This window comes from Pseudomonas fluorescens (assembly GCF_902497875.1).
Lineage (GTDB): Bacteria > Pseudomonadota > Gammaproteobacteria > Pseudomonadales > Pseudomonadaceae > Aquipseudomonas > Aquipseudomonas fluorescens_BR.
The window spans coordinates 62,509-86,877 of record NZ_CABVHY010000032.1 but is presented as its reverse complement, the minus strand read 5'-3'; the positions used below and the strand labels follow the sequence as shown (position 1 = coordinate 86,877).

26 protein-coding genes and 1 pseudogene are annotated in these 24,369 nt (G+C 58.0%); 13 read left to right on the top strand and 14 right to left on the bottom strand.

Going from position 1 to position 24,369, the window contains the following annotated elements:
* From F8N85_RS26865 to F8N85_RS26835, 7 genes are all read left to right on the top strand, one after another.
* A partial coding sequence (locus F8N85_RS26865; RefSeq protein ID WP_191636269.1) for a tRNA (adenine(22)-N(1))-methyltransferase occupies positions 1 to 454 on the top strand: 454 nt, incomplete at its 5' end.
* A gap of 217 nt (positions 455 to 671) precedes the next feature.
* Positions 672 to 1,268 (top strand): DUF4157 domain-containing protein, encoded by a 597-nt coding sequence (locus F8N85_RS26860; protein ID WP_150806531.1) that lies wholly within the window; start codon positions 672 to 674, stop codon positions 1,266 to 1,268.
* A gap of 46 nt (positions 1,269 to 1,314) precedes the next feature.
* A complete protein-coding gene (locus F8N85_RS26855; RefSeq protein ID WP_150806530.1) occupies positions 1,315 to 1,551 on the top strand; it encodes a hypothetical protein in 237 nt (78 codons plus the stop codon).
* A 189-nt stretch (positions 1,552 to 1,740) separates the two neighbouring features.
* Entirely contained in the window at positions 1,741 to 2,718 is a 978-nt protein-coding gene (locus F8N85_RS26850; RefSeq protein ID WP_150806529.1) for an IS5 family transposase, read from the top strand.
* A gap of 418 nt (positions 2,719 to 3,136) precedes the next feature.
* On the top strand, positions 3,137 to 3,637 hold the full coding sequence (locus F8N85_RS26845) for a DUF4822 domain-containing protein (RefSeq protein WP_150806528.1): 501 nt from the start codon (positions 3,137 to 3,139) through the stop codon (positions 3,635 to 3,637).
* Between the two features lie 101 nt (positions 3,638 to 3,738).
* A complete protein-coding gene (locus F8N85_RS26840; protein ID WP_150806527.1) occupies positions 3,739 to 4,179 on the top strand; it encodes a hypothetical protein in 441 nt (146 codons plus the stop codon).
* A gap of 126 nt (positions 4,180 to 4,305) precedes the next feature.
* Complete coding sequence (locus F8N85_RS26835) at positions 4,306 to 5,283, top strand: IS5 family transposase (protein WP_150806526.1); 978 nt, start codon at positions 4,306 to 4,308, stop codon at positions 5,281 to 5,283.
* A gap of 268 nt (positions 5,284 to 5,551) precedes the next feature.
* Here F8N85_RS26835 and F8N85_RS26830 read toward each other — a convergent pair whose 3' ends face one another.
* The 6 genes from F8N85_RS26830 to F8N85_RS26805 all read right to left on the bottom strand — a co-directional run bounded on the left by F8N85_RS26830 (position 5,552) and on the right by F8N85_RS26805 (position 10,884).
* Positions 5,552 to 5,710 (bottom strand): DUF2986 domain-containing protein, encoded by a 159-nt coding sequence (locus F8N85_RS26830; protein ID WP_150806525.1) that lies wholly within the window; start codon positions 5,708 to 5,710, stop codon positions 5,552 to 5,554.
* 368 nt (positions 5,711 to 6,078) lie between these two features.
* The gene (locus F8N85_RS26825) at positions 6,079 to 7,092 is read right to left on the bottom strand and encodes a proline racemase family protein (protein WP_150806524.1); all 1,014 of its coding nucleotides are present in this window, start codon (positions 7,090 to 7,092) and stop codon (positions 6,079 to 6,081) included.
* A 35-nt stretch (positions 7,093 to 7,127) separates the two neighbouring features.
* On the bottom strand, positions 7,128 to 7,916 hold the full coding sequence (locus F8N85_RS26820) for an ABC transporter permease (protein WP_150806523.1): 789 nt from the start codon (positions 7,914 to 7,916) through the stop codon (positions 7,128 to 7,130).
* Positions 7,913 to 8,755: an ABC transporter permease gene (locus F8N85_RS26815; RefSeq protein WP_150806522.1), complete on the bottom strand. Its 843-nt coding sequence runs from the start codon at positions 8,753 to 8,755 to the stop codon at positions 7,913 to 7,915. Before F8N85_RS26815 ends, F8N85_RS26820 begins: the two co-directional genes overlap by 4 nt.
* A complete protein-coding gene (locus tag F8N85_RS26810; RefSeq protein WP_150806521.1) occupies positions 8,752 to 9,819 on the bottom strand; it encodes an ABC transporter ATP-binding protein in 1,068 nt (355 codons plus the stop codon). Before F8N85_RS26810 ends, F8N85_RS26815 begins: the two co-directional genes overlap by 4 nt.
* Positions 9,820 to 9,834: 15 nt before the next feature.
* Positions 9,835 to 10,884 carry an ABC transporter substrate-binding protein gene (locus F8N85_RS26805; protein ID WP_150806520.1) on the bottom strand — a complete coding sequence of 350 codons (1,050 nt, stop codon included), beginning with the start codon at positions 10,882 to 10,884 and terminating at the stop codon, positions 9,835 to 9,837.
* A 191-nt stretch (positions 10,885 to 11,075) separates the two neighbouring features.
* Here F8N85_RS26805 and F8N85_RS26800 point away from each other — a divergent pair, with 191 nt between their 5' ends.
* Positions 11,076 to 12,032 carry a GlxA family transcriptional regulator gene (locus F8N85_RS26800; protein ID WP_224795753.1) on the top strand — a complete coding sequence of 319 codons (957 nt, stop codon included), beginning with the start codon at positions 11,076 to 11,078 and terminating at the stop codon, positions 12,030 to 12,032.
* Positions 12,033 to 12,404: 372 nt separating this feature from the next.
* Here F8N85_RS26800 and F8N85_RS26795 read toward each other — a convergent pair whose 3' ends face one another.
* From F8N85_RS26795 to F8N85_RS26760, 8 genes are all read right to left on the bottom strand, one after another.
* The gene (locus tag F8N85_RS26795) at positions 12,405 to 13,724 is read right to left on the bottom strand and encodes an MFS transporter (RefSeq protein ID WP_150806518.1); all 1,320 of its coding nucleotides are present in this window, start codon (positions 13,722 to 13,724) and stop codon (positions 12,405 to 12,407) included.
* Between the two features lie 48 nt (positions 13,725 to 13,772).
* Entirely contained in the window at positions 13,773 to 14,999 is a 1,227-nt protein-coding gene (gene fucP / locus F8N85_RS26790) for an L-fucose:H+ symporter permease (RefSeq protein ID WP_150806517.1), read from the bottom strand.
* 156 nt (positions 15,000 to 15,155) lie between these two features.
* The gene (locus F8N85_RS26785; RefSeq protein WP_150806516.1) at positions 15,156 to 15,503 is read right to left on the bottom strand and encodes an L-rhamnose mutarotase; all 348 of its coding nucleotides are present in this window, start codon (positions 15,501 to 15,503) and stop codon (positions 15,156 to 15,158) included.
* The gene (locus F8N85_RS26780; RefSeq protein ID WP_150806515.1) at positions 15,500 to 16,276 is read right to left on the bottom strand and encodes an SDR family oxidoreductase; all 777 of its coding nucleotides are present in this window, start codon (positions 16,274 to 16,276) and stop codon (positions 15,500 to 15,502) included. Before F8N85_RS26780 ends, F8N85_RS26785 begins: the two co-directional genes overlap by 4 nt.
* Complete coding sequence (locus F8N85_RS26775) at positions 16,273 to 17,136, bottom strand: amidohydrolase family protein (RefSeq protein ID WP_150806514.1); 864 nt, start codon at positions 17,134 to 17,136, stop codon at positions 16,273 to 16,275. Before F8N85_RS26775 ends, F8N85_RS26780 begins: the two co-directional genes overlap by 4 nt.
* A 5-nt stretch (positions 17,137 to 17,141) precedes the next feature.
* Positions 17,142 to 18,419 carry an L-fuconate dehydratase gene (locus tag F8N85_RS26770; protein WP_150806513.1) on the bottom strand — a complete coding sequence of 426 codons (1,278 nt, stop codon included), beginning with the start codon at positions 18,417 to 18,419 and terminating at the stop codon, positions 17,142 to 17,144.
* Between the two features lie 14 nt (positions 18,420 to 18,433).
* A complete protein-coding gene (locus tag F8N85_RS26765) occupies positions 18,434 to 19,282 on the bottom strand; it encodes a fumarylacetoacetate hydrolase family protein (RefSeq protein WP_150806512.1) in 849 nt (282 codons plus the stop codon).
* 59 nt (positions 19,283 to 19,341) lie between these two features.
* A complete protein-coding gene (locus F8N85_RS26760; RefSeq protein ID WP_150806511.1) occupies positions 19,342 to 20,082 on the bottom strand; it encodes an SDR family oxidoreductase in 741 nt (246 codons plus the stop codon).
* A gap of 246 nt (positions 20,083 to 20,328) precedes the next feature.
* Between F8N85_RS26760 and F8N85_RS26755 the strand changes: the two genes are divergently transcribed.
* From F8N85_RS26755 to F8N85_RS26735, 5 genes and pseudogenes are all read left to right on the top strand, one after another.
* The gene (locus F8N85_RS26755) at positions 20,329 to 21,090 is read left to right on the top strand and encodes a FadR/GntR family transcriptional regulator (RefSeq protein ID WP_150806510.1); all 762 of its coding nucleotides are present in this window, start codon (positions 20,329 to 20,331) and stop codon (positions 21,088 to 21,090) included.
* A 114-nt stretch (positions 21,091 to 21,204) separates the two neighbouring features.
* Positions 21,205 to 21,411 (top strand): annotated as a pseudogene (locus tag F8N85_RS26750) (PLP-dependent aminotransferase family protein); the annotation flags it as partial.
* 69 nt (positions 21,412 to 21,480) lie between these two features.
* Positions 21,481 to 23,028 carry a phospholipase D family protein gene (locus F8N85_RS26745; protein ID WP_150806509.1) on the top strand — a complete coding sequence of 516 codons (1,548 nt, stop codon included), beginning with the start codon at positions 21,481 to 21,483 and terminating at the stop codon, positions 23,026 to 23,028.
* 245 nt (positions 23,029 to 23,273) lie between these two features.
* Positions 23,274 to 23,540: a hypothetical protein gene (locus tag F8N85_RS26740; RefSeq protein WP_150806508.1), complete on the top strand. Its 267-nt coding sequence runs from the start codon at positions 23,274 to 23,276 to the stop codon at positions 23,538 to 23,540.
* Between the two features lie 171 nt (positions 23,541 to 23,711).
* Positions 23,712 to 24,347, top strand: coding sequence for a DUF502 domain-containing protein (locus tag F8N85_RS26735; protein ID WP_150806507.1), 636 nt, complete (start codon positions 23,712 to 23,714; stop codon positions 24,345 to 24,347).
* Positions 24,348 to 24,369 lie beyond the last annotated feature (22 nt).

The following is a 24,369-nucleotide window of genomic DNA, read 5'->3' as shown; positions in this document are numbered from 1 at the left end:
GGCGATCGAGCCGGGAGACGGGATCACGGCGATCAGCATCTGCGGCATGGGCGGCGAGACGATCCGCGACATCCTCGACAGCGGCAAGGCGCGCCTGAATGGCCAGGAGCGCCTGATCCTGCAGCCCAACGGCGGCGAGCAGCCACTGCGCCAATGGCTGATGGAAAATGACTACCGCATCCTCTGCGAGGAATTGCTGCGGGAAAACCGCTTCGACTACGAAATCATCGTCGCCGAGCGCGACGGGCCGGTGATGTACACCGCCGAGGAGCTGTACTTCGGCCCGCTGCAGATGCAGGCACGCAGCCCGGCGTTCCTGGTCAAGTGGCAGCGGATGCTGAGCCAGAAACAGCAGACCCTGACCGACTTCGCCCGGGCGCGGCAGGCCGTGCCCGAGGAGAAAGTTCAGGACGTCGCCCGGCAGGCCCGCTGGATCACCGCACTGCTGGCTTGAGCCCGGTCCAGGGTTTGTACGAAAAATCGCCGAGCTGCTACCCGCCAATAGCTGCCGCGGACACATGTCTACTAAAGTGGGAGATTCGCAGGAAAGGTGGTCTGTCGCTTCCTGCGATTATCCTGGGGGCGCATAGTTCGGGACTACGCTAAAGCTATGCGGGTCGTCGATCAATTGTGACCCACTGTTCGCGCTGCGTCCGTCCCTGGAGCGCCCAATGCCGCCCATCCCCACGCGCCTGGTGGCGCTGTTGGTTCTTTGCCTGACTCTTGAAGTGCCAGCCCAGACCAACGCCTGCCCGGCTGGCGAGAAACAAGTGTGCCTGGACGGCTGCATCTGCCTGCCAGACGTGGGACCGCTGCTCGGCCCCCTGCCTGATGGCATCTACCAGATCGCAGCACCTGCCCTGGCGCTGTGGCTGAGCCAAGCCCGCGCTGAAGCAGCCAACGCCGGCACCCAACCCATTCCACCGCACATCCGGGAGCAACTGCTGCGCTGGTACGACCCCGGCGTCCTCGATACCGCGCGCTACAAAGTTAGCGACAACGGCCAATTCAGCGCGGCCACTGCCATGCTGCAAAACCCCGATGTCGGTGCCGTGACGCTGATCGACATCATCCTCTTCCGGGACGCCCAAACCGCAGAACAGAACATCGCGCTCTGGGCCCACGAATTAAAGCATGTGCAGCAGTATCAGGAATGGGGAGTAGAAGGATTTGCCCAGCGTTATACACAAGATTTCAATGCAGTGGAGGCGCCGGCTTATGCCATACAGGCTGAGGTCCGACGGTGGGTGCGGGAAGGGACATACTGAAGAGCGGGATAATCAGCTGAACTTCTCCCATGACGAGGATCCCACCATGCGCACCTACACTCTGGAATACCTGTTCAACGGCGAGCCCCGCACACACATATTCGAATTCAAGCAGCCTCAGCTGCCCGTCCATGAGGCGGCGATGCACCTGCTACAGCTGCATTTTGGGGATGCAGAGAACAGCCTGATCATGCCCACTGCGGACGCGACGCCGGAAAAGATTTTAGAGCAGGCCGAGCTGGTCGGGCTGACGCAGATTAAGGTCGTCGATCAACCCGGTTGATGCCAGGTGCATCGACCGGCAACGCGCGCCTCGGCAGACTTGAAGGGCTGATTTTGGCCGATTTCTGCCCATCATGACCGTCAGAGGTCGGTCAACAGCGGCCAGTCAAATGTACCTAAGGAAACTCTGAAAAAGACTTCCAAATTTGGTGAAATACGCACCTCACACGAACCGAACGGTTGAGCCCCGATGAAACAGATGTCCTTCGCCGATGCCGAGTATGCCGGCAAACGTAAGCAGACCCGCCGCGAGCGGTTCCTGATCGAGATGGATCAGGTCGTGCCCTGGAAGGGTTTGATTGCCTTGATCGAGCCGCATTATCCAAAGGGTGAAGGCGGTCGTCCGGCGTATCCGTTGCTGGCGATGTTGCGGGTTCATCTGATGCAGAACTGGTTCGTCTACAGCGATCCAGTGATGGAAGAAGCACTCTACGAAACCACGATCCTGCGCCAGTTTTCGGGGCTGCACCTGGATCGGATCCCCGATGAAACGACGATCCTCAATTTCCGCCGTCTGTTGGAAAAACATGAGCTGGCCGGCGGGATTTTGCAGGTCATCAATGGCTATCTGGGTGATCGAGGCTTGCTGTTACGCCAAGGCACGGTGGTCGATGCCACGATCATTCATGCGCCCAGTTCGACCAAGAACAAGGACGGCAAACGCGATCCCGAAATGCACCAGACCAAGAAAGGAACTCAATATTTCTTCGGAATGAAAGCGCATATCAGTGTCGATGCCGAGTCGGGTTTGGTGCATAGCCTAGTGGGCACGGCGGCCAATGTGGCGGACGTGACTCAAGTCGATCGGTTGCTCCATGGTGATGAAACGTACGTCTCTGGCGATGCTGGTTACACCGGTGTAGACAAGCGTCCCGAACACCAGGGTCGCCAGATGATCTGGTCGATTGCCGCTCGGCCCAGCAGCTATAAGCAGCATGCGAAAACGAGTTTGATCGGTCGCCTGCGCCGCAAAATCGAATATGCGAAAGCGCAAGTGCGGGCCAAGGTTGAGCATCCGTTTCGAGTGATCAAGCGCCAGTTTGGCTACACGAAAGTGCGCTTTCGTGGTCTGGCGAAAAACATCGCTCAGCAGACGACGCTGTTCGCCTTGTCGAACCTGTGGATGGTGCGAAAGCGGTTGTTGGGTGCGGGAGAGGTGCGCCTGTAATGCGGGCTAATCGCCCTGAAACAGCGCGATTAGAGGAAAAGTCATGAGTTAAAAAGTGGAACGGTTTGATTTTCGACCGAATCAGCGTTTTTTGAACCTCACGCAGCGAGGGCATCAAAAATCGGTGGGTACTTCAGACCGTCCCTAGGTTTCCCATAAACGGCTCGGATCAGTTGGTGAGTGCGTATTTCAGTACAGCTTGGCTTCTTTGAGGTTCCCTTGCTTTGTTGAATTTATAGGAAACATTAAAATCATGGATTGAACAAATCACTGCTGTAATTGTTACAGAAGTATGCCGGGGTATTGTGAGTAATTGATATTGGTCCTATATTTCATGAGTGGATCGCGGTGATCGTTGCTTTACGAAAACAAAAGTACTAACAAGAGCCACCACTAAAACTCAGCAAGGAATGTTTCCATGCGGAAATATAATACTGTATTAAAGGGCTTGTTTTTCGCTGGATTGCTCAGCCCACTCACCAGCTATGGACAGCAGATGGAGGCTAAGTCCGACATTCAAGCGTTAGCTTCATCTCCTCAATGGTTGACAACCAAGGTTTATATAGAAGGAATGCCGGAAGTAGACGTAAAGGATAAATATCCAGGTGTTGTTGGGATATCAATGTGGGATCCAGAGCGCAATCGCTATGAGTTTTTTTATACCGATACTGGACGGTCAAAGTACGAGAATGGCGGCGGCGGTTACTTCATTGTTACCGGCGATAAAAAAAACCATATTCTAGTTCCTGATACGGGATCGGTTAGAACGGTGGTCAGGAGATTGGAAAAGCTGAATGACGAAGAGTTTACCTACTCACGAGAGGTGCCTCGCGACATGGTAGAAACCAACACCCCTGTCCGAATTTATGTGGTCCATGGACCTTACAAAGGACCCATAAAAACCTCAATGTCACAATAAATATACCCGGAAATATATAGAATCCATGATGCCAAGCATCCGCTTCTAATGATGCGACACTGAGATGGCATTCATGAAACCTAATAATAAAAAGGCACAAAATGAGAACTGCACTTAAAGCTGTATTAGCGTCTACTCTGCTATGGGCAGGAATATACTCGGTGAGCGCCAATGCCCAACCCTCGGCCCCACCGGTGGCAAAAGAAGCTAGCGTCACGCCAGATAATGCACTTATGTTGACTGTTTTCCTGAAGCACGATCAATCACGACCATTAGGGGAGCTGAGAGCGCAACTCGCCAAACAAGAGTTTTACAAAGCATTTCCTCCTGCGGGTGTAGAAATTATCAGTTGGAATATAACCATGGGTATAGGGCAGGTTATCGTTCTACGGTTACCTGCTTCGCGCCTCGCAGCGGTAAACCTTGCGCTCGAAAACACCGCTTGGGGAAGTTACCGGACAGAGTTTTTTCCTACGTATGATTTCAAAGCAATAGCTCTGGCAGAACAAAATAAAGCACGAGAAACCAAATCTACGCAGTAGTTGTAAAATAGGTGCACAGCATCTCAGGCGTGCTGAGGTGCTTGCATCCTTATTAGGGAAGCTCTGAAAAAGACTTCCAAATTTGGTGAAATACGCACCTCACACGAACCGAACGGTTGAGCCCCGATGAAACAGATGTCCTTCGCCGATGCCGAGTATGCCGGCAAACGTAAGCAGACCCGCCGCGAGCGGTTCCTGATCGAGATGGATCAGGTCGTGCCCTGGAAGGGTTTGATTGCCTTGATCGAGCCGCATTATCCAAAGGGTGAAGGCGGTCGTCCGGCGTATCCGTTGCGGGTGATGTTGCGGGTTCATCTGATGCAGAACTGGTTCGGCTACAGCGATCCAGCGATGGAAGAAGCACTCTACGAAACCACGATCCTGCGCCAGTTTTCGGGGCTGCACCTGGATCGGATCCCCGATGAAACCACGATCCTCAATTTCCGCCGTCTGTTGGAAAAACATGAACTGGCCGGCGGGATTTTGCAGGTCATCAATGGCTATCTGGGCGATCGCGGCTTGCTGTTACACCAAGGCACGGTGGTCGATGCCACGATCATTCATGCGCCCAGTTCGACCAAGAACAAGGACGGCAAACGCGATCCCGAAATGCACCAGACCAAGAAAGGAACTCAATATTTCTTCGGAATGAAAGCGCATATCGGTGTCGATGCCGAGTCGGGTTTGGTGCATAGCCTGGTGGGCACGGCGGCCAATGTGGCGGACGTGACTCAAGTCGATCGGTTGCTCCATGGTGATGAAACGTACGTCTCTGGCGATGCTGGTTACACCGGTGTAGACAAGCGTCCCGAACATCAGGGTCGCCAGATGATCTGGTCGGTTGCCGCTCGGCCCAGCAGCTATAAACAGCATGCGAAAACGAGTTTGATCGGTCGCCTGCGCCGCAAGATCGAATATGCGAAAGCGCAAGTGGGGGCCAAGGTTGAGCATCCGTTTCGAGTGATCAAGCGCCAGTTTGGCTATACGAAAGTGCGCTTTCGTGGTCTGGCGAAAAACATCGCTCAGCAGACGACGTCGTTCGCGTTGTCGAACCTGTGGATGGTGCGAAAGCGATTGTTAAATGCAGGAGAGGTACGCCTGTAATGCGGGCTAATCGCCCTGAAACAGCGCGATTAGAGGAAAAGTCATGAATTAAAAAGTGGAACGGTTTGATTTCCGACCGAATCAGCGTTTTTTGAACCTCACGCAGCGAGGGCATCAAAAATCGGTGGGTACTTCAGACCTTCCCTAGGGAATCTGGTTCGATTCAGAGCCGCGAAGCGGCTTCGGCTGAATGAACTGTCAGGCCGCGTCCTCGGAATGCCTGGCCCAACCAGATTGGTAAATTCCGGTGGTTTTTAGGATGCATGGATCAGCTTTCAGAAATGATTGAGTCGTGACTGGATTCAGCATCCAGTTTCAATCGGTCAGCTTTACTAATGTATTTTGACTTGTTTGACGGTGCCAATTTGGCACTAGCCTTTTTGGCGTGAGCCTTTAATAACTGCTTTATTTTTTTTTGACGATTCATGTTTTTCTACTCAGCTTGTAAATTATTGAATGATATCAGCTTAAGACATTGGATCAGATCCCTGTAGCACGCTCTTGGTGAATCGCCCCTGGTTTCCCCTGGACGCCTTCGAATGATCACTTTTGGCCGGTTGTGTTGTACGTTGGTTTCAAGATTATCGCTCTGCCTACTACCACGATCGCCAGCACGCCACCACTACCTTGCGCATAGTCGAATCTGCTTGTCACGAAGGGTCGCATAATCCTTTGCACACACACCTGTTCTTTCAAACGATATGCGCTGTCCGGAACATTCCGATACTCACAATACAAAACGCCCGAGGAAGTGCCCGGGCGTTTGGCTCATACAGGTCTGTCCGCTTCAGCGTGTCAGTTGATGACGAAACCTGCCCCGACCGGGTCATTGCGTTCGATCACCCAGCGCGACGTCCCCAGGATGCTGGCCGTGCCCTTGACGGTCGGACGCACCGCGCGCGTGCCGTTGAGGTCGACTTCGCCGAGCAGGCAACCTTCGAAAGTACCGCTGCCCAGCAGTCCTTCGGACAGAATCGGTTGGTTCAGGCCCAGTTTTCCTCGAGCCTCGAACATCGCCATCATTGCGCTGGTGCCGGTGCCACCGGGAGAGCGGTCGAGCTGGCCGGCGCTGAAGACGTGGACGTTCTTGTAGAACGCGCCTTCGATGGTCGCTGGGTGCCAGAACGTGATGAAGTTGAGGTCGTTGATATGGGCCTCGGTGGGGTGTTGGATTTTCATCTGCTGGTTGATCTGGTCGCGAGCCAGCAGGCCGAGGCGCGACAGTTCGCTGCCGTTGTCCGGGCTGATGCGCAAGTCGCAGTTGGTCAGGTCGACGATGCCGAAGTAGTTGCCGCCCCACACCAGGTCGGCCTTGAGGTCGCCATAGCCGGGAAGATGGATCGGAATGTCCTGGGCGGCAACGTAGGCCGGCACGTTCTCGAAACGGGTCCAAAGCACGGTGTCGCCTTCCGACGCCACCTCCGCCACCACCAGGCCAGCAGTGGTTTCAAAGCGGATTTTGGTGATGCCATCCTTGCCGCGTGGCACCAGGCCCAGGGCGACCATCGCCATGCTCACGGCAATGGTGCCGTGGCCGCACATATGCGAATACACGCTGCCGTCCATGTAGATCAGCCCGGCGTCGAATTCGCTGCTTGAAGGCGGGGTGAGAAAAACCCCGAACATGTCCTTATGGCCGCGTGGTTCCTGCATCAATGCCTTGCGCAGCCAGTCATAGTTCTGCTCGAGAAAGGCACGCTTGGCCAGAATGCTCGAGCCGGCGGGGTAGGGAATACCGCTGTGGACGATGCACAGTGGTTCGCCTTCGGTATGGGTATAGATGACATCGAACGTGTCTTGCATGCGCATGACTGAACTCCTGGCTTACGGGATGTATGAGGGGGTTATTTGCGTTCTGACAAAAGGTCGAGACCGATGCACAGATCCAGAATGATCACGGCGACTACGACCACGATGATGGTGGCGCCGGAGGCAGCGGCAATGGTCGGGTCGACGGTGTACTGCACGTAGTTGAAGAGCTTCACCGGTATGGTGTTCAGGTTCGGCGTGGTGTTGAAAATCGACAGCTCCACGTTGATCCATGACGAGATGAAGGCAAAGATTGACCCGGTCACCAGCCCAGGCCGGATCTGCGGCAGCACCACCAGAAAGAATGTGGCCCAGGGTGTGCCGCCCAGATCGCTTGAGGCTTCTTCCAGGGCGCGCTGCTCGGGCGTCAACATCGACAGCACCGAGCGCAGGACGAAGGGCGAGATGATGATGGTGTGACCAATCAGTAGCGCCAGGAAGCTGCGGGTCAATCCGAAGTAGCCACCAAACTGCAGGAGCGCCGCCCCGAGAACGATGTGCGGAAATACCAGCGGTGAGGTCAGGGCTGCGAGGATCGTGGCTTTGCCGGGGAAGTCGTAGCGTGCCATCGCCAGGGCGGCCGGAACGCTGAGCAACACCGCGACAAAGGTAGCGAACAGGGCCAGGACGGTGCTGGTGGCAAAGGACGCCACATAGCTTGGATCACTGAGCATCTTGGCGTACCAGTCCAGCGTCCAGCCCTGTGGCGGGAAGGCCAGGAATGACGAGGCAGTCACGGAGACGCCGAGAATGACGACCAGTGGCAGCAGCATGTAACCGAGCACGGCCCAGGCCACCAGTCTGACCAATATTTGAGTGATCATTGATTGCTCCCCCGGATACTGCCCACACGTCCGGCCAGCCCGACCATGACCAGGGTAAAGATCAGCAGCACGACGCTCAGCGCTCCGCCGTAGTTGAAGTCGAAGACCGAACTGTATTGTTGGAAAATCAGCATCGAGAGCACGGAGATCCGGCCGCCGGAAAGCAGGGCCGGCGTGACGTAGGCGCTCGCCGCCAGGGTGAACACCATGATCGAGCCGGAGATGATGCCGGGCATGGTCAGCGGCAGCACCACATGGAAAAACGTGGCACGGGGGCTGGCGCCAAGATCCTCGGACGCCTGTTCGTAGGCCGGGTCGACTTGTGCCAGGGCATTGCCGGCCGCGAGCACAATAAACGGCAGCAGGATGTACACCATGCCGATCAGGATGCCGAGTTCGGTCCCCAGGAAACGTACCGGCGTATCGATCAGGCCGGTTTCCATAAGACTCTGATTGACCAGCCCCTTACGCCCCAGCAGCACCATCCAGCCGAACGAACGCACGATATTGCTGGTGAACATCGGCACCACCAGCAGAATCACGCAGGCTCGGCGCCAGGCACGCCATTTCACGACACGTACCAGATACCAGGCCAGCGGATAACCGAGTAGCAACGAGATCAGGGTGGTCAGCGCGGCGATGCGAAACGTGACCAGAATCACGTCCCAGTGGTACTGGTCGCCCAACACCCTGACGTAGTGCTCGAGGGTGAACGCCTGATCGACGCCCTTGGTCAGACTGGCGAAGATCACCACGGCGAAAGGCGCGAGAAAGAACGCCGTGAAAAATGCCAGGGCGCCGAAGAGCATCAACGACGGGGCGAGCACCGGGCGTTTCATACCGGCTCTCCGATCAGGTGCAAATGCGCGGGATTGAAGCCCAGGCGCACGGCGCTGCCGGTGACCAGGTCGGCTCGGGGGAACCCCATGGTGCGCGCCACGATCGGTTGCCCGTCGATCAGGGAATGCACCAGGGTATGGCTGCCCACGGTGACAATATCGGTCACTGTGCCGTTGATTTCACAGCAACCGGCGCTCTCGGGACTCGATCCATCCAGCACCTGCAGATGTTCGGGGCGCAGCACCGCCACCCCGTTAGGCAACAGGTCTTTTGCGGGGCTGGTGATGGGGGTATGACGAATGCCCAAACGAATCTCGCCGCTATCGCTGGCCTGATAGCCGATCAGGTTGGCCTCGCCGATGAAGTCGGCAACGAAGCGCGTGGCGGGTGCGCTGTAAATCTCGCTGCTGGCCCCGACCTGTTCGATTCGTCCGGCATTCATCACCACGATACGGTCGGCAATGGTCATCGCTTCTTCCTGATCGTGGGTGACGAAAATGAACGCGATGCCGAGCTTGGCCTGAAGGTGCTTGAGCTCCAACTGCATGCGCTTGCGCAGTTTCATGTCCAGGGCCGAGAGCGGCTCGTCGAGCAACAGCAGTTTCGGTTGGTTGACGATGGCACGAGCCAGGGCCACGCGCTGCTGCTGGCCACCGGACAAGCCGCGGGGAAAACGCTCTTCGAGGGCTTCCAGGCCGACCATCGTCAGTGCCTCTCGAGCCTTGAGCCGGGCTTCGGCGCGACCGACACCCTGACGCCGAGGGCCGTAGGCTACGTTTTCCAAGACGGTCATGTGCGGAAACAGCGCATAGTTCTGGAACACGGTATTCAGAGGCCGACGGTACGGGGGCAGACGACTCACATCCTGCCCATCGATCGCGATGCTGCCGGAATCGGGCTGCATGAAGCCAGCGATCGAGCGCAGCAAAGTGGTTTTGCCACAGCCGCTGGGGCCGAGCAGAACGATGAATTCGCCCTGCTCGATGTCCAGGTGGATGTTGTCCAGCGCCTGGAACGGCCCGAAGCTTTTACAGACACTGTCGATGCTCAACAAAACTGACATTGCAGACCTCTTGAGCTAGTTGGCGGTGACTTTGCGGTTCCAGTCGTTGGTGACACTGGCACGCTGCGCGTTGATCTGGCTCCAGTCGAACAACCGCAGACTGTCGATCGAACCGCCCACACCCCATGGCAGCTTGCGGGCCACGTCTTCAGTGACCTCGACACCTTTCACCGCCGGCCCCAGATACAACTTGCCGGCCAGGCAGGACGCCGCTTCTTTGGTCAGGGCGGTATTGATGAACTGCTCGCCTGCCTTGCTGTTCTTTGCCCCCTTGATCAGGTGCAGGCGCGCATCGGTGGCCCAGGCACCTTCCTTGGGAATGGTGAAACCGATGGGCGCGCCCTTGTCGATCAAGTCCCAGGCACCGACGTTGAAGTGCGCGCCGATGATCGCCTCGCCACTCTGAAAGGCATTGGTGGCGGCACCCGAGCTGTCGAAGAACAGCGCGGTGTCCAGCGCACCCAGCTTGGTGTAGACCGGCTCCAGATTTGCCCGGTCTATGCCCCAGACATCGGCCATGAAAAACACGAAGGGCACCCCGGAAGAGTTGGCGGGCGAGGGCAGGGCGATGGCGCCGGCATACTCCGGCTTCCACAGATCTTTCCAGCTGGTAGGCGCTTCCTTGATTTCCTTGGTGTTGTAGGTCAGGCCAAGGGAATAAAAGCCGCTGCTGACGGCGAAGGTATGGCCGGCATTGACGTAGACCGCTTTGTCCTGCATGTTTTTCAGGTTGGGAATGGCCGCGGGATCGAGATCGGCGACGACCCCTGCGGCATAGGCCAGTTCACTGATACCGCCGTCCATCCAGGCCACATCAATCGTCTGGTTGGACTTCTGTTGCTGGAGCTTGGCCAGGGTGACGGTCGAGGTACCGACCTCTGCTGCAACGGCAATTCCCGTTGCTTGCGTGAAAGGTTCTGCAACACATTTGAGGAACGCTTCACCCCAGTTACCGCCATACAGCGCAACGGTCAGCTTTTGCTGCTCAGCCATGGCGGCCTGTGAGGAGATGCAGCCGGTAACTAAAAGAGCGACGGTGATTTTCTTACCTGTCTTCAGTTTCATCGTGTGTCCTCTGGGGTGTTGTTGGACTTTTCCCCTTACCTGCATCTTGCTCGTATCGTTGATTCGAGCGCTTGCACTTCGGGGTCTTAAAGTTGAATAGTTAGGTCATGACAAAAATGACTCGGATAAATCGAGATTGCCATCTGCCAGACTCCCTCGGGCCTGAGGCGGGCGGCCGTCCGCAGCTGTCAGTGGGACTGGTCCTTCTGGATCAATTCACACTGGCTGCGTTTTCCGGCTTTATCGATGTGTTGCGCTTGTCCGCCGACCTGGGTGGCGGTAGCCGGCAGATCCATACCGCGTGGCGTGTGATGAGCGTCGACGGATTGCCACGAACCTCCAGCGCGGGAATCACACTGGAGGTGTCCGGGGGACTGGCACAGAACCTGGAAGAGTTCGACTACGTTGCCATCTGCGGTGGTAACGATTACCTCAATACTCAAATGCCCAATAACTTGCGTGACTGGCTGCAGCGCGCCGCGAAGAGTCGTACGCGGTTGCTGGGTATCTGCACGGGCACTTTCGCCCTGGCGCAGGCGGGCGTGGTCGGAAGTCGTTCGGTATGTGTGCACTGGAACGTGCTGGATGCATTTCGCGCACGTTTCCCCAAGACCCCCGCGGCGGTGGATCATCTGTTCATCGACGAGGGCGACCTGATCACCTGTGCCGGCTCGACTGCAGCCATCGACCTCGGTTTGTACCTGGTGGCCCGGCATTGCGGACGGGAAAAAGCCCAGCAAGCGGTGCGGCATATGATGCTGCAAGGTATTCGCCAGGGGCGGCAGCCACAGGCGCACTTCTACGCAAACCTGGCGGACATCAAGGATGAGCGAGTGCGCCAGGCCGCGCACTATATCGAGCAGCGCATGGATAGCCTACCGACCCTGGATGCCATCGCGCGCTACGTGGGGCTCGGGAGACGCCAACTGACACGGGCATTCCAGCAGTCGCTGGGGCTTTCACCCATGGAGTTCCAACGCTCGTTGCGGGTCGAGTACGGCGCTTGGCTGCTCGTGAACAGCCACAGCAGCATCACCCAAATTGCCATGGACTGCGGCTTCTCCGACGGCGCGCATTTCTCCCGCGAGTTTCGCGCCCGGTTTGGCATGTGTCCGCGGCAGTACCAGAGCGAGGCACTGAGGGAGTGAATACGCGGATTCGAAGTAACAGTGGCCCTGTTGATTCAGGTCGAGCGCCAGGAAGGTTCGCGCAACACCAATGAGTGGCGGATCCACCATTTTTTCTAACCAAGGCGTGAGCTTCTTCAGAAAACTTGCCGTTGGTCCACAATTCAAACCTTTGAGTTATCGTGGACCAATCCGGATGTACCTTTGCAAAGCGTCGAAGCACAGGTAACCATGCTCGCAGGTTTGATAGACCTCAAAGGCTAGTGGTTGGAAAGAACAAGGCGTCAGGCATCATTTAACAGTATATGTCATGGACATACAGTCCGTGGGAGCGGGCTGCTCGCGATGCCCCTGATGTACCGAAGAAGTGCCATCGCGAGCACGTACACATTTTCAGCTAGGCGATGGCGTCACCTGAACCGCACCCACTTGGTTGTCCGGCTCGTGCCCCGCACTTGCCGAGCGAATCAGCATCAGCGCGCCGATCAGGGCGGTAGCCGCCAGGAAGTACATCCCCGCGTGGGCGTTATTGAAGTACTGCTCGGCCCAGGTTTTGACCGTCGGCGCGAGGAAGCCGCCAAGGTTGCCCAATGCGCCAATCACCGCAATCCCGCTGGCCGCTGCGGCACCGCCCAAGAAGCGGGTAGGCAAGGTCCAGAACAACGGTTGCACGGTGATGAACCCGGCGGCGGCAACGCAGAACGCCAGAATCACCAACGGCAGACTGCCACTCAAGGTCGAGCCCACCATCCCCACTGCTGCCAGTGCCAGCATCAAGGCAGCGAAGCGGGTCTGCTGGCCTTTACGGTCGGCGTAGCGGGTGACCGCATATAGCACGCAAACGGTGGCAATCCACGGGATGGCGGTCAGCATGCCGACTTTCAGGCCAATGCCGGTGCCGAGCAGTTCGGCGATTCGCGTAGGCAGGTAAAACAGTACGCCGTAGACACTGACCTGAATCGTGAAGTAGATCAGGGTGAAGTACAGTACCTTGGGATTGATCAGCGCGGCACGCCATGAAGATGGGCCTTTATTGGCTTTCAACAGCTGTTCTTTTTCCAGTTCGTGCTCAATCGCGGCTTTTTCTTCGGTGCTCAACCACTTGGCATCACGCGGTTTGTCGGTCAGGTAAAAGAACGCCAAGACGCCGATGATCGAGGCGGCGAGGCCTTCGGTGACGAACATCCATTGCCAGCCAGCCAGGCCGAACTGGGCGGTTTCCAGCAGCCAGCCCGACACCGGCCCGCCGACCATCAACGACACCGGCACACCGAAGTAGTAAATGCCGTAGGCCGAACCGCGCTGGTTCTGCGGGAACCAGTAAGTCAGGTACAGCACCACGCCCGGCGACAGACCGGCTTCGGCCACGCCAAGCAAAAAGCGCAGGATGTAGAAGCTGGTTTCGTCGTGGGCAAACATCATCGCGGCCGAGACCAGGCCCCAGGTGACCATGATCCGGCTCAGCCAGATACGCGCGCCAATCTTGTGTAGCATCAGGTTGCTGGGCACCTCAAACACGGCGTAGCCGATAAAGAAAATGCCCGCACCAAGCGCAAAAGCGGCGTTACTCAGGCCGGTGTCGGCCTGGAAGGCGTGTTTGGCAAAACCAATGTTGGAACGGTCAATGATCGCCATCGCAAACATCAATGCGACAAAGGGCAAGACGCGCCAGCGAATTTTGCTGAGCGCCTGTTTCAATGCGGGGTTAGACATGAAGTGCTCCCATTATTTTTTTGGAGTTCAGCAACATCAATACAGCTCTTACAGCTTTTTCAAGGCGCGACGGGCATAGGCTGCGACCACCAAAAAACAACCCATCGGCAACAGATACGCCACGGCAGTGGAGGAGTGGTCGGCCACCAAGCCCATCACGTAGGGCAGCAATGCGCCGCCGACAATGGCCATGATCATGAATGAACTGCCGCGCTTGGTATGTTGGCCAAGGTTTTTGACGCCCATGGCGAACAGGGTCGGGAACATGATCGACATAAAGAAGAACATCGCGACCAGAGCCACCACCGACACGCCTTCAAAACCCATCACCACCACGGCGCTGAGTGCCACGTTGATCAGTGCGTAAATCAGCAGCAGGCGCTGAGCGTTGATCCGGCCCATCAGCCAAGTGCTGAAGAAACGGCCAAACATGAAGCTGAGCATGGCAACTGACAGGAGATAGGCGGCCTGCTGGCTGCTCATCAACGCCCAGTGTTCAGTGACGTAGTTGATGAAAAACGCACCGACGCCGACTTGCGCGCCGACATAGAAGAACTGGGTGATCACCCCAGTGACGAACTCGCGGTGCTGCCACAGGGTTTTGCTGTTGTGCTGCTGGACCTGAGCTTCCTGCTCACGCAAGTCGGGCAGCGGGGTGCGGGCGATCAGTCCGGCCACCAGCAACACCATCGCGGCAATCACCAGATAGGTCATTTGCAGCGACTGGGTGGTGTCGGCGCTATTGGCACCGCTGAAGAACAACGCACCGCCAATCAGCGGGCCAAAAAACTGCCCCAGACCGTTGAACGATTGCGCCAGGTTCAAGCGCCGCTCTGCGCCTGCAGGCGAGCCCAGCACCGTGGCATAGGGGTTGGCGGCGGTTTCAAGGCAGCCCAGACCGCAGGCGATGGTAAACAGCGCGAACAAAAAGAACGGAAAGCTTTGTGCCGCCGCCGCGGGCATAAACAGCAGGGCGCCGGTGGCGTAGAGGCACAGGCCCAGCAGGATGCCGGCCTTGTAGCCATATTTATCCATCAACAAACCGGCAGGCAAGGCGATTAAAAAATACGCCCCGAAGTACGCGCTTTGCAGCAAGCCGGATTGCGCCTTGCTGACGTGTAGGGTTTCTTGAAAGTGCTTGTTTAGGACATCCAGCAGGCCATAGGACAAACCCCATAGAAAGAACAGAGAGGTCACCAGAATCAGGGCCCTGCGATAGGACGTAATCGCCCGGATAATGGGCGGTGCTGCGACGTTCGAGTGCTTGAGTGACACGGCGTATTTCCTTTTTATTGTTGTTAGAACGGTGTATCTGTCTGCAGGATCTACTGTGGGAGCGGGTTTGCTCGCGATGGAGGCGAAGCGATCTGTCTGAAACATCGGGGTGATTCAAGCGCGAGCAAGCCCGCTTCCACTGGTTCTATATCTGTCTCAGGGTTGGTCGGTGAGACTGAATATCCGAGTCATCGGTGCCCATTTTTCTGTCGGTTTTGTCCATGGCGTGGGTTGCTGAAAACGCCACATCAACGCTTCCCATTCCTGCACTCGGGCATCGCTGGCAGCCGCCTGTGCAAACGCTTGGGCGCTGAATTCAGGGGCGGTGTCCATGACCATGAAAAGCCGCGTGCCCACTCGCCAAATCTGCATGTCCAGCACGCCGTGCTGGCGCAGCTGCTCGCTGACATGAGGCCAGATTTGTTGATGCAGATGCTCGTATTCCGCAATCAACGCGGGGTCGTCAATCAGGTCCAGAGCCAGGCATTGGCGCTGGGCGCTCATGTCAGCGCCCGGTCCAGATGGGTGTAGCCGCCATCCACCACCAACCATTGCCCGGTGGTATGGGAGGCGCGCGACGACAACAGAAACAGCACGCTGTCGGCGATCTCTTCACTCGTAGTCATGCGTTGGCCGAAAGGGATTTTTTCGACAACGCTCGCCAGCTTGGCTTTCGGGTCGGCAAAGGTGTTGATCCAGCGCTCGTAGAGCGGGGTCATGACTTCTGCCGGGATCACCGCGTTGACCCGGATTCCGTCGCCACGCAATGAAGTGGCCCATTCGCGAGTCAACGACAGTTGCGCGCCTTTGGCGGCGGTGTAGCCGCTGGTGCCGCCTTGTCCGGTGAGAGCCGTTTTGGAACTGATATTGACGATGGCGCCGCGCGTGACCTTGAGCGCGTCCACGCACAAGTGAGTCATCAAGTAGTAATGGATCAGGTTTTTTTCCAGCGATTCGACGAATGCCGAACGCCCGGCTTCAAGCCCGACACCATCGTTGACCCCGGCGTTGTTGACCAGTCCGTCGATGCGCCCGAAGCGCTGCTGCACGCTGGCGACGGCGGCGCGACAAGCGTCTTCGTCACGTAGTTCGACCTGAATAAACAGGCTTTGCGCGCCGCGCAGATCCAGTTCTCGCCTCAGTTCATCCGACAGCGGGCTATGGCCGAAAATGACCGGGATGGCGCCTTCGTTGGCCAAGCCTAAAGAGATGGCGGCACCGATACCCGAGCCGCCGCCCGTGACGATAAAAACCTTGTCTTGCAGGTACAGATTCATTGCATCACTCCTTCAATCCCGTAGAGAGCGCAGGCATTGCCGCCCCAAATCGCGGCTTGCTGCGGCGCACTCAAGCTGTGCAATACGCTGTCGACCAAACGGCAGGTATCTGTGTAGTGACCGGCCAACAGGCACACCGGCCAGTCTGAGCCGAACATCAGGCGCTCAGGGCCGAACAGGTGCAGTGCGGTTTCCAGATAGGGCGTCAATTGCGCGCTTTGCCAGTCTTGCCAATGGGCTTCGGTGATCAGCCCCGATAACTTGCAACTGACGTGGGGCAGGGCCGCCAGCGGTGCGAGTTGCGCAGCCCAGGCGTGCAGGTCGTTGGCCTGCACGTCAGGCTTGGCCAAGTGATCGAGCACCAGATGATGTTGATCGTGTAGCTGGCACAAGCGTGTTGCGGCCTCCAGATCAGGGGCTTTGATCAGCACTTCATACACCAGCCCTTGACGCTGCAAGGTGGCCAACCCCCGGTTAAACGCCGGGTTTTGCATAAACTCGCAAGGTGAGCTTTCGTCCTGTAGCTGATGGCGAAAACCACGCAACACCGTAGCCTCAGCCCAACGTTCCAGCGACTGTTCAAGGTCGCCGGCACACAGGTCAACCCAACCCACCACGGCACGTATCCACGGATAACGCGCAGCCAACATCAACAGTTGATCGGTTTCGCGCTCGCAGGCGCGGGCTTGCACGGCGATGCAGCCGTCAACTCCGGCTGCATCCAGCAAAGGCCTTAGATCATCGGGCTGAAAATCCCGGCGCAAGCGCGCCATGTCGCGGCCGATCCAGGGATAGGCCGCGGCGTCATAGCGCCAGAAGTGCTGGTGAGCATCCAGTCGAAGTGGGTGTGAGGATGGCATGGCGGTTAGCCCCGATACCGGTACTGTTCGCGGGAGGCGGTCTTCATCTGGATCGAGAAGCCGGGTGCCTGCGGTGGCATGTACGCCGCATTACGAATCATGCACGGGTCTACGAAGTGTTCGTGCAGATGGTCGACAAACTCCACTACGCGACCTTCATGAGTGCCGGCGATGCACAGGTAATCGATCATCGACAGGTGCTGTACGTACTCGCACAAGCCCACACCGCCGGCGTGCGGACATACCGGCAAGTTGTACTTGGCGGCCATCAGCATCACCGCCAGCACCTCATTGACCCCGCCCAGTCGGCAGGCGTCGATCTGCACCACATCAATCGCTTCACGCATGATCAGTTGTTTGAACACGATGCGGTTCTGGCACATCTCACCGGTGGCGACTTTGACCGGTGCGACACCCAGGCGAATTTTGCGATGGCCTTCGACGTCGTCCGGGCTGGTGGGCTCTTCAATAAACCATGGGTTGGCGAAGGACAGCTCGCGCACCCAGTCGATGGCCGTATCGACTTCCCACACCTGATTGGCGTCGATCATCAACTGGCGATCCGGGCCCAGCACTTCACGGGCAATGCGCACGCGGCGGATGTCGTCCTTCAGGTCGTGGCCGACTTTGAGTTTGACGTGGGAGAAACCGGCGTCGACCGCCTCCTGACACAGACGGCGCAGTTTGTCGTCGGCATACCCCAGCCACCCGGCTGAGGTGGTGTAGCACGGGTAACCTTGCGCTTCGAGCAGGGCCAGGCGCTCGGTCTTACCGCGGGCGCGTTCGCGCAGCAACCTCAGGGCTTCTGCGGGGGTGATGCAGTCGGTGATGTAGCGGAAATCAATGCAGCGCACCAACTGCTCGGGGCTCATGTCCGCAACCAGACGCCATACCGGCTTGCCCTCGGCCTTGGCCCACAAGTCCCAGGCAGCGTTGACCACCGCACCGGTGGCCAGGTGAATGGCGCCTTTGTCCGGGCCGATCCAGCGCAGTTGGCTGTCACTGGTGACGTGGCGCCAGAAACGGCCCATGTCTTCGGCAATCCATTCCAGCTTCAACCCCACCAGCAGACTGGCCAGTGCGTTGATCGAGGCGCAGCAAATCTCGTTGCCACGGCCGATGGTGAAGGTCAGCCCGTGGCCCTCCAGGCCCGGGGTATCGGTTTCGAGAATCACATAGGCCGCTGAGTAATCCGGGTTCGGGTTCATCGCATCCGAACCATCGAGAGATTGCGAAGTAGGGAAGCGGATGTCTTCAACGCGTACAGCGGTAATCATGGTCATGGTGCAGCTTCCTGTCACTGGGCATTCACGGTGCGTTGGTTTTGTTCGCCAAGGCCGGCGATGCCCAGACGGATTTGCTGACCTGCGCGCAGGTACACCGGCTCTGGTTTGAAACCCAGACCGACGCCAGGGGGAGTGCCGGTGGAGATCACATCGCCGGGTTGCAGGCTCATGAATTGGCTGAGGTAACTGATGATTCTCGGGATCTGGAAAATCATCGTCCGCGTGTTGCCGTTCTGGTAACGCTTGCCGTCGACTTCCAGCCACAGGTCGAGCTGATGCGGGTCGGCGATTTCATCGCGGGTCACCAGCCAAGGGCCGAGCGGGCCGAACGTGTCGCAACCTTTGCCTTTGTCCCAAGTGCCGCCCAGTTCCAGCTGGAACTCGCGCTCGGACACGTCATTGATTACGCAATAACCGGCCACGTGTTCGAGGGCATCGCTTTCGCTGATGTAGCGGCCGCCTTTGCCGATGACCACGCCCAGCTCGACTTCCCAGTCGGTTTTGCGTGAGTTGCGCGGGATTTCGATGTCGTCATTCGGGCCGACAATAGCACTGGTCCACTTGCTGAACACCACGGGTTCGGCCGGGATGGCGGCGCCAGTTTCGGCGGCGTGGTCGGCGTAGTTGAGGCCGATGCAGATGAACTTGCCGACTTGGCCGACGCAAGCGCCGAGGCGTGGCGAGCCTTCAACCAGCGGCAGGCTGGACGGGTCGATATCTTGCAGGCGGGCAATGCTTTGCGGGCTCAGCGTGTCGCCTGCGATATCAGCAACCACTGCGGACAAGTCGCGCAATTGACCGTTGTTATCAAGCAGAGCGGGACGTTCCTGGCCTTTTTCGCCGTAGCGCAGCAGTTTCATATGATTTCCTTTGTTGGTTAGTACTAAGGGGGGACGCAGATCTAATGTGGAAGCGGGAGTCAGTTACTCCAGCCGCCATCAATAATTTGCGCAGTTCCGGTGGTGAACCCGCTGGCACTTGAGCCCAGGTACAGCGCCAGTTGCGCTATTTCCTCGGCGGTGCCGATGCGGCCCATGGGTTGGCGGGCAGCGAAGGCGGCGTAGACCTCGGCGGTGCTGCGACCTTCACTTTGGGCTTGTTCACTGATGCGTTGACGCAGGGAGGGGGAGTCAACGGTGCCGGGGCAAATGGCGTTGCAGCGGATGTTCTGACTAACGAAATCAGCCGCCACTGAACGTGTCAGGCCAATCACCGCGCCTTTGCTGGCGCAGTAGGCAAAACGGTTGGGGACGCCTTTAACGCTGGAAGCCACAGAGGCCATGTTGATGATCGAGCCGCCACCGTTCGCCAGCATGCCCGGCAAAAAAGCGCGGATCATGCGGTACATGGCGGTAACGTTTAGGTCCAGGGCGAAGGCCCAGTCTTTTTCGCTGCACTCAAGGATGTTGCCGCTGTGAACCACGCCTGCGCAGTTGAACAGAACATCCAGCGGACCAAGCTCTTGGGCTAGGCGCTCAATGGCGCTTGCATCGGTGACGTCTAGAATATGGGGATGCGCACCTTCAAGTGCTTCGAGGGCGCCAGCATTGATGTCGACGGCGAAGACTTCAGCGCCAGCAGCGAGATACGCCTGGACACTGGCCAGGCCAATGCCCTGAGCACCCGCCGTGATCAGCACGCGTTTGCCGGAAAGATCCATAAGTGCTCCATGACGCTAATTATTTATTGTTTTTGTGAGGTATTGGCCCAATGGTCAGGCCATTTAGGGCGCATCAAATGGCAAACCTACTCAAGTGTCGGGATAAAGTTTGCTATGATCACTTCACGTTATGGGTTCAATGGTCAGGCCATTGGGCCTTTTATAGCATTCACCTCAATCATCAACAAGCGTCTTTTCCCACAAAAGTGCTTGTCGAATGCTGTCCAGACCAGAGCTTATTTCTAAATGCCATTTCAAGTTATTGATAATCAAAGACTTTACCGGCAGATCGCCGACCAGCTGCGGGCCTTGATCGACAGCGGAGAATTTCCCCCGGGCAGCCGTTTGCCGGCCGAGCGCGAGCTGGCCAAGTTGCTAGGGGTGAGCCGCGCCTCTGTGCGTGAGGCGATGATTGCGCTAGAAGTGATCGGCTTGGTGGATGTGCGCGTCGGTAATGGGGTGCTGGTCTGCGAGCCTCCAGTACAAGCGGTATCGAATGAGCCGGTAATGGTCCAGGTCACGCGCAATCAGTGGAAAGAGCTGGACCCTGAGCTGGGGATCGAGATTGATTTCAGCGCTGAAAGCCCGCCATTCGCCTTGCTTCAGGCCCGCCGTCTGATCGAGCCCGAAGCCGCCGCACTGGCGGCCGTGAATGCTAGCGATGAAGAACTGGCAGGCATCCGCGAGGCGTTCGAGCGCAACGTGCAGGACAACCTTGAAGATTCACACACTCACCCCGGCGATCGTCTATTCCATATCCGCATCGCCCAGGCCTCGGACAACCCGGCCTATGCGCTGATGATTCAACACCTGTTGGGCCATCGATACGGCAGCATGTTCCAGCGTCTGCAAAGCCATTACAGTTCGGGCGACATGCCCCATCGTTCGGAAGATGAACACCGCCGTGTGCTGCAAGCATTGGAGCAACACGACCCCGACGCGGCGCGTCAGGCAATGGCCGAGCATCTGAATGAAGTGATCAGGATTTTCAGCCGTAGCGCCCAGTAAGCATCAATCCTTAGCGGGGACGCTTAATCCCGATGCCAGGGCAGTTGCTTGTGGCTGAACGATGCAAAACCCGGGGTGAGGTCCTCGCGATGAGAGTTCTGTTACAGGCCAGGACCGGAAAATTCCTACACGCTGCGCTTGAACCGGGCTTTACTGGAATAAGGTGTGCAGATTGCCGTGGGCTGCATTTTCTCGGCATCGGGCAAGTACCGTAACTGCCTGCGAATGAACTTCGCTTCCAGGGCAACACAGGAAATCGAACAGGCGGTGCGCACGGTCGGCGCCACAGCCATACGCCTGCTGGGTGAACTGGACAGCTGAGTCGTAACAATTGGCGGGCTCCCGAGGTCAAAACTACACCCGTCGTGGTTGAGGACGAGCCCCTTGTCCATGTCCCGGTTCTTCCCCGCCATGTTGCTCGCACTGCTGCTCGCTGGCTGCGCCACCAAGCGTTTGCCCCACGACTTCAGCGAGGCAATACCCGCCAACGATTCGGCTTTCGGGCGCTCGATCCAGGCCCAGGCCGCCCAGCATGTGGGGCGCTCGGGTTTTCGCCTGCTGCCTAACAGCAGTGAAGCGTTCCGGGCGCGCGCCGAGTTGATCCGCAATGCGCAGAAAAGCGTCGATCTGCAGTATTACATCGTGCATAACGGTCTCAGCACCCGGGCACTGGTGCGTGAAATGCTGCTGGCAGCCGATCGCGGCGTACGGATACGCATGTTGCTCGATGACACTGCCAGCGACGGCCAGGAAGAAGTTATCGCTACCCTGGCCGTGCACCCGAACATCCATATCCGTGTCTTCAACCCTTTGCATCTGGGGCGCAGCACCCTGGTTACCCGAGCCATGGGCCGTCTGCTCAATCTTTCCCAACAGCACCGGCGCATGCACAACAAACTGTGGCTGGCCGACAACAGCGCGGCCATCGTCGGCGGACGCAACCTGGGGGATGAGTATTTCGACGCCAAGCCCGATCTCAACTTCACCGACATGGACCTGCTTTGCATCGGCCCGGTCGCCGAGCAGTTGAGCCACAGCTTCGATCAGTACTGGAATAGTGCCCTGAGCCAGCCGATCAGTGACTTCCTGTTCAAGAAGCCAACAGCCGAAGACTTGCTCAAGAGCCGCCAGCGCCTGGAACAATCGCTCCAGACCGCACGTATCGAGAACAAGGCCTTGTACGACCATCTCATGACCTACCGGACTCACCCGCAACTCGAGAATTGGCGCAAGCAGCTAATCTGGGCCCATAACAAGGCGATGTGGGACGCCCCGAGCAAGGTACTGGCCGACGACGAACCGGCCCGCGCGTTATTGATGGCCACACAACTGCGGCCTGAGCTCGATAGCGTCAGTCAGGAACTCATCATGATCTCGGCCTATTTCGTCCCCCAAGAACCGGGTATGCGCTACCTCCTCGGTCGTGCCGATGCCGGTGTTGATGTGCGCCTGTTGACCAACTCACTGGAAGCCACCGATGTGCCGGCGGTGCATGGCGGCTATGCGCCCTACCGCAAGACCCTGCTCGAACATGGCGTGAAGCTCTATGAGGTGCGGCGCCAGCCGGACGACCCCAGTGGCGGTTCTTCCTTTGGCTTCAGTGGTGGCTCGGACTCCAGCTTGCACACCAAGGCGATGATCCTGGACAAGCAGAAGGTGTTCATCGGCTCCTTCAATTTCGACCCGCGTTCAGTGCTGTGGAACACTGAAGTCGGGGTGCTGGTCGACAGCCCTGAATTGGCCGGCTACCTGCGCAAGCTGGCGCTTGAGGGCATGGCGCCAGCCATGAGTTACCAGGCCCGCCTGGAAAACGGCGAACTTGTCTGGATCACCGAAGACGACGGCCGCCTGCATACTTTGCATAAGGAGCCCGGCGGCAAATGGCGCAGCTTCAAGGCCTGGCTCAGCGACAAGATCGGCCTGGAGAAAATGCTCTAGATCCAAGCCGGCGCCTCGAAGGCATTGCGCCGCCGCGCCGACAACACCAGGCCCAAGGCATGGCCGCTGCCCCATTGGCTGCCGGCCCCTGCCGCCAATGGTGACCACACAACCGATACCTCAGGAGCCTGACCTTGCGGGGCTGCCTATGTCGTCCTATCGTTAAAGTTCACGTGCGACATAGCGTCTCCGGTTAATGACCGGGGAAATCAAGTGATTGAGTACTCTTGAACAGGAGGAAGATCATGATTCGCAACCTTTACATAACTGCACTGGCGACACTGGCCCTCGCTGCTGGTGTGTACGGGGTGTCGGTGCCGGCCTACGCGACCGACCAGGCTGACCAGCGGCAGGAATCGCGGGATACCAAGCAGGAAGGGCGCGATGCCGCCAGGGAAACCAAGGAAGAATGCAAAGAGGGCGATGAAAAGAGCCGTGCCGACTGTCGCCAGGACAAGCGCGACACCAAGCAGGACACACGCGACACCGCTCGGGACGTCAAATACCAATAGTAAGCCTGAACCCCGGCTCCACGTGGCTGCCGGGGGCTGAAAACGGTCGATCTGTTCGGGAATCGGTTGTAGCTGCGCGGCGTCTTCTGGCGAATGTGCCGCGCACTTCAACTGCCCAGGGAGATCAAGGGTGCGGCCCGTTCCGCTCATCCAGAAACAAAGGCAGTGCATATGAAACAGGCACTTGCGTTCATCACCAAACGGGTGATTGCTGGACTGCTCGTAATCATTCCGATCTACCTCGCCATCCTGTTGCTGCTCAAGGGTATGAAATCGCTTGGGCAACTGGTGCGGCCCTTCACCAAGATCCTTCCGGACTGGATCCCCGCCGAGCAGGCGTTGTCACTTGTTCTAATGTTGTTGATTTGCTTTCTGATCGGCTCTGCCTTGCGCACGCGGCTGGGCCAGGTGGCCCGCGAGCGGGTGGAGAAGGGCCTCTTTGAAAGAATCCCCGGTTACGGGTTGTTCCGGAGCCTGACGCAGCAGGTGGCAGGGGACAGCCACCAAACCGTCTGGAAACCTGCCCTGGTCGAGATCGAGGACGCGCTCGTCCCGGCCTTCATCATCGAAGTGTTCGAGGACGGCCGTTACACGATTTTTGTCCCCTCGGTGCCCACGCCATTGGCCGGCGCCATCTACATTCTCGACGCGAACCGCGTGCATCCCCTGGACGTTTCCTTCACCGACGCCTTCAAAGTCATCTCCAAATGGGGCTCGGGTGCCAAGGATCTGGTGGCTGCCATGGAGAACGGCGTAAGCCGGCGTGAAGCTGCGGAATTGACGGGCCAGGCAAAAATCTTGCCTTGAAACAAACAGAGGAGAGGGTCGC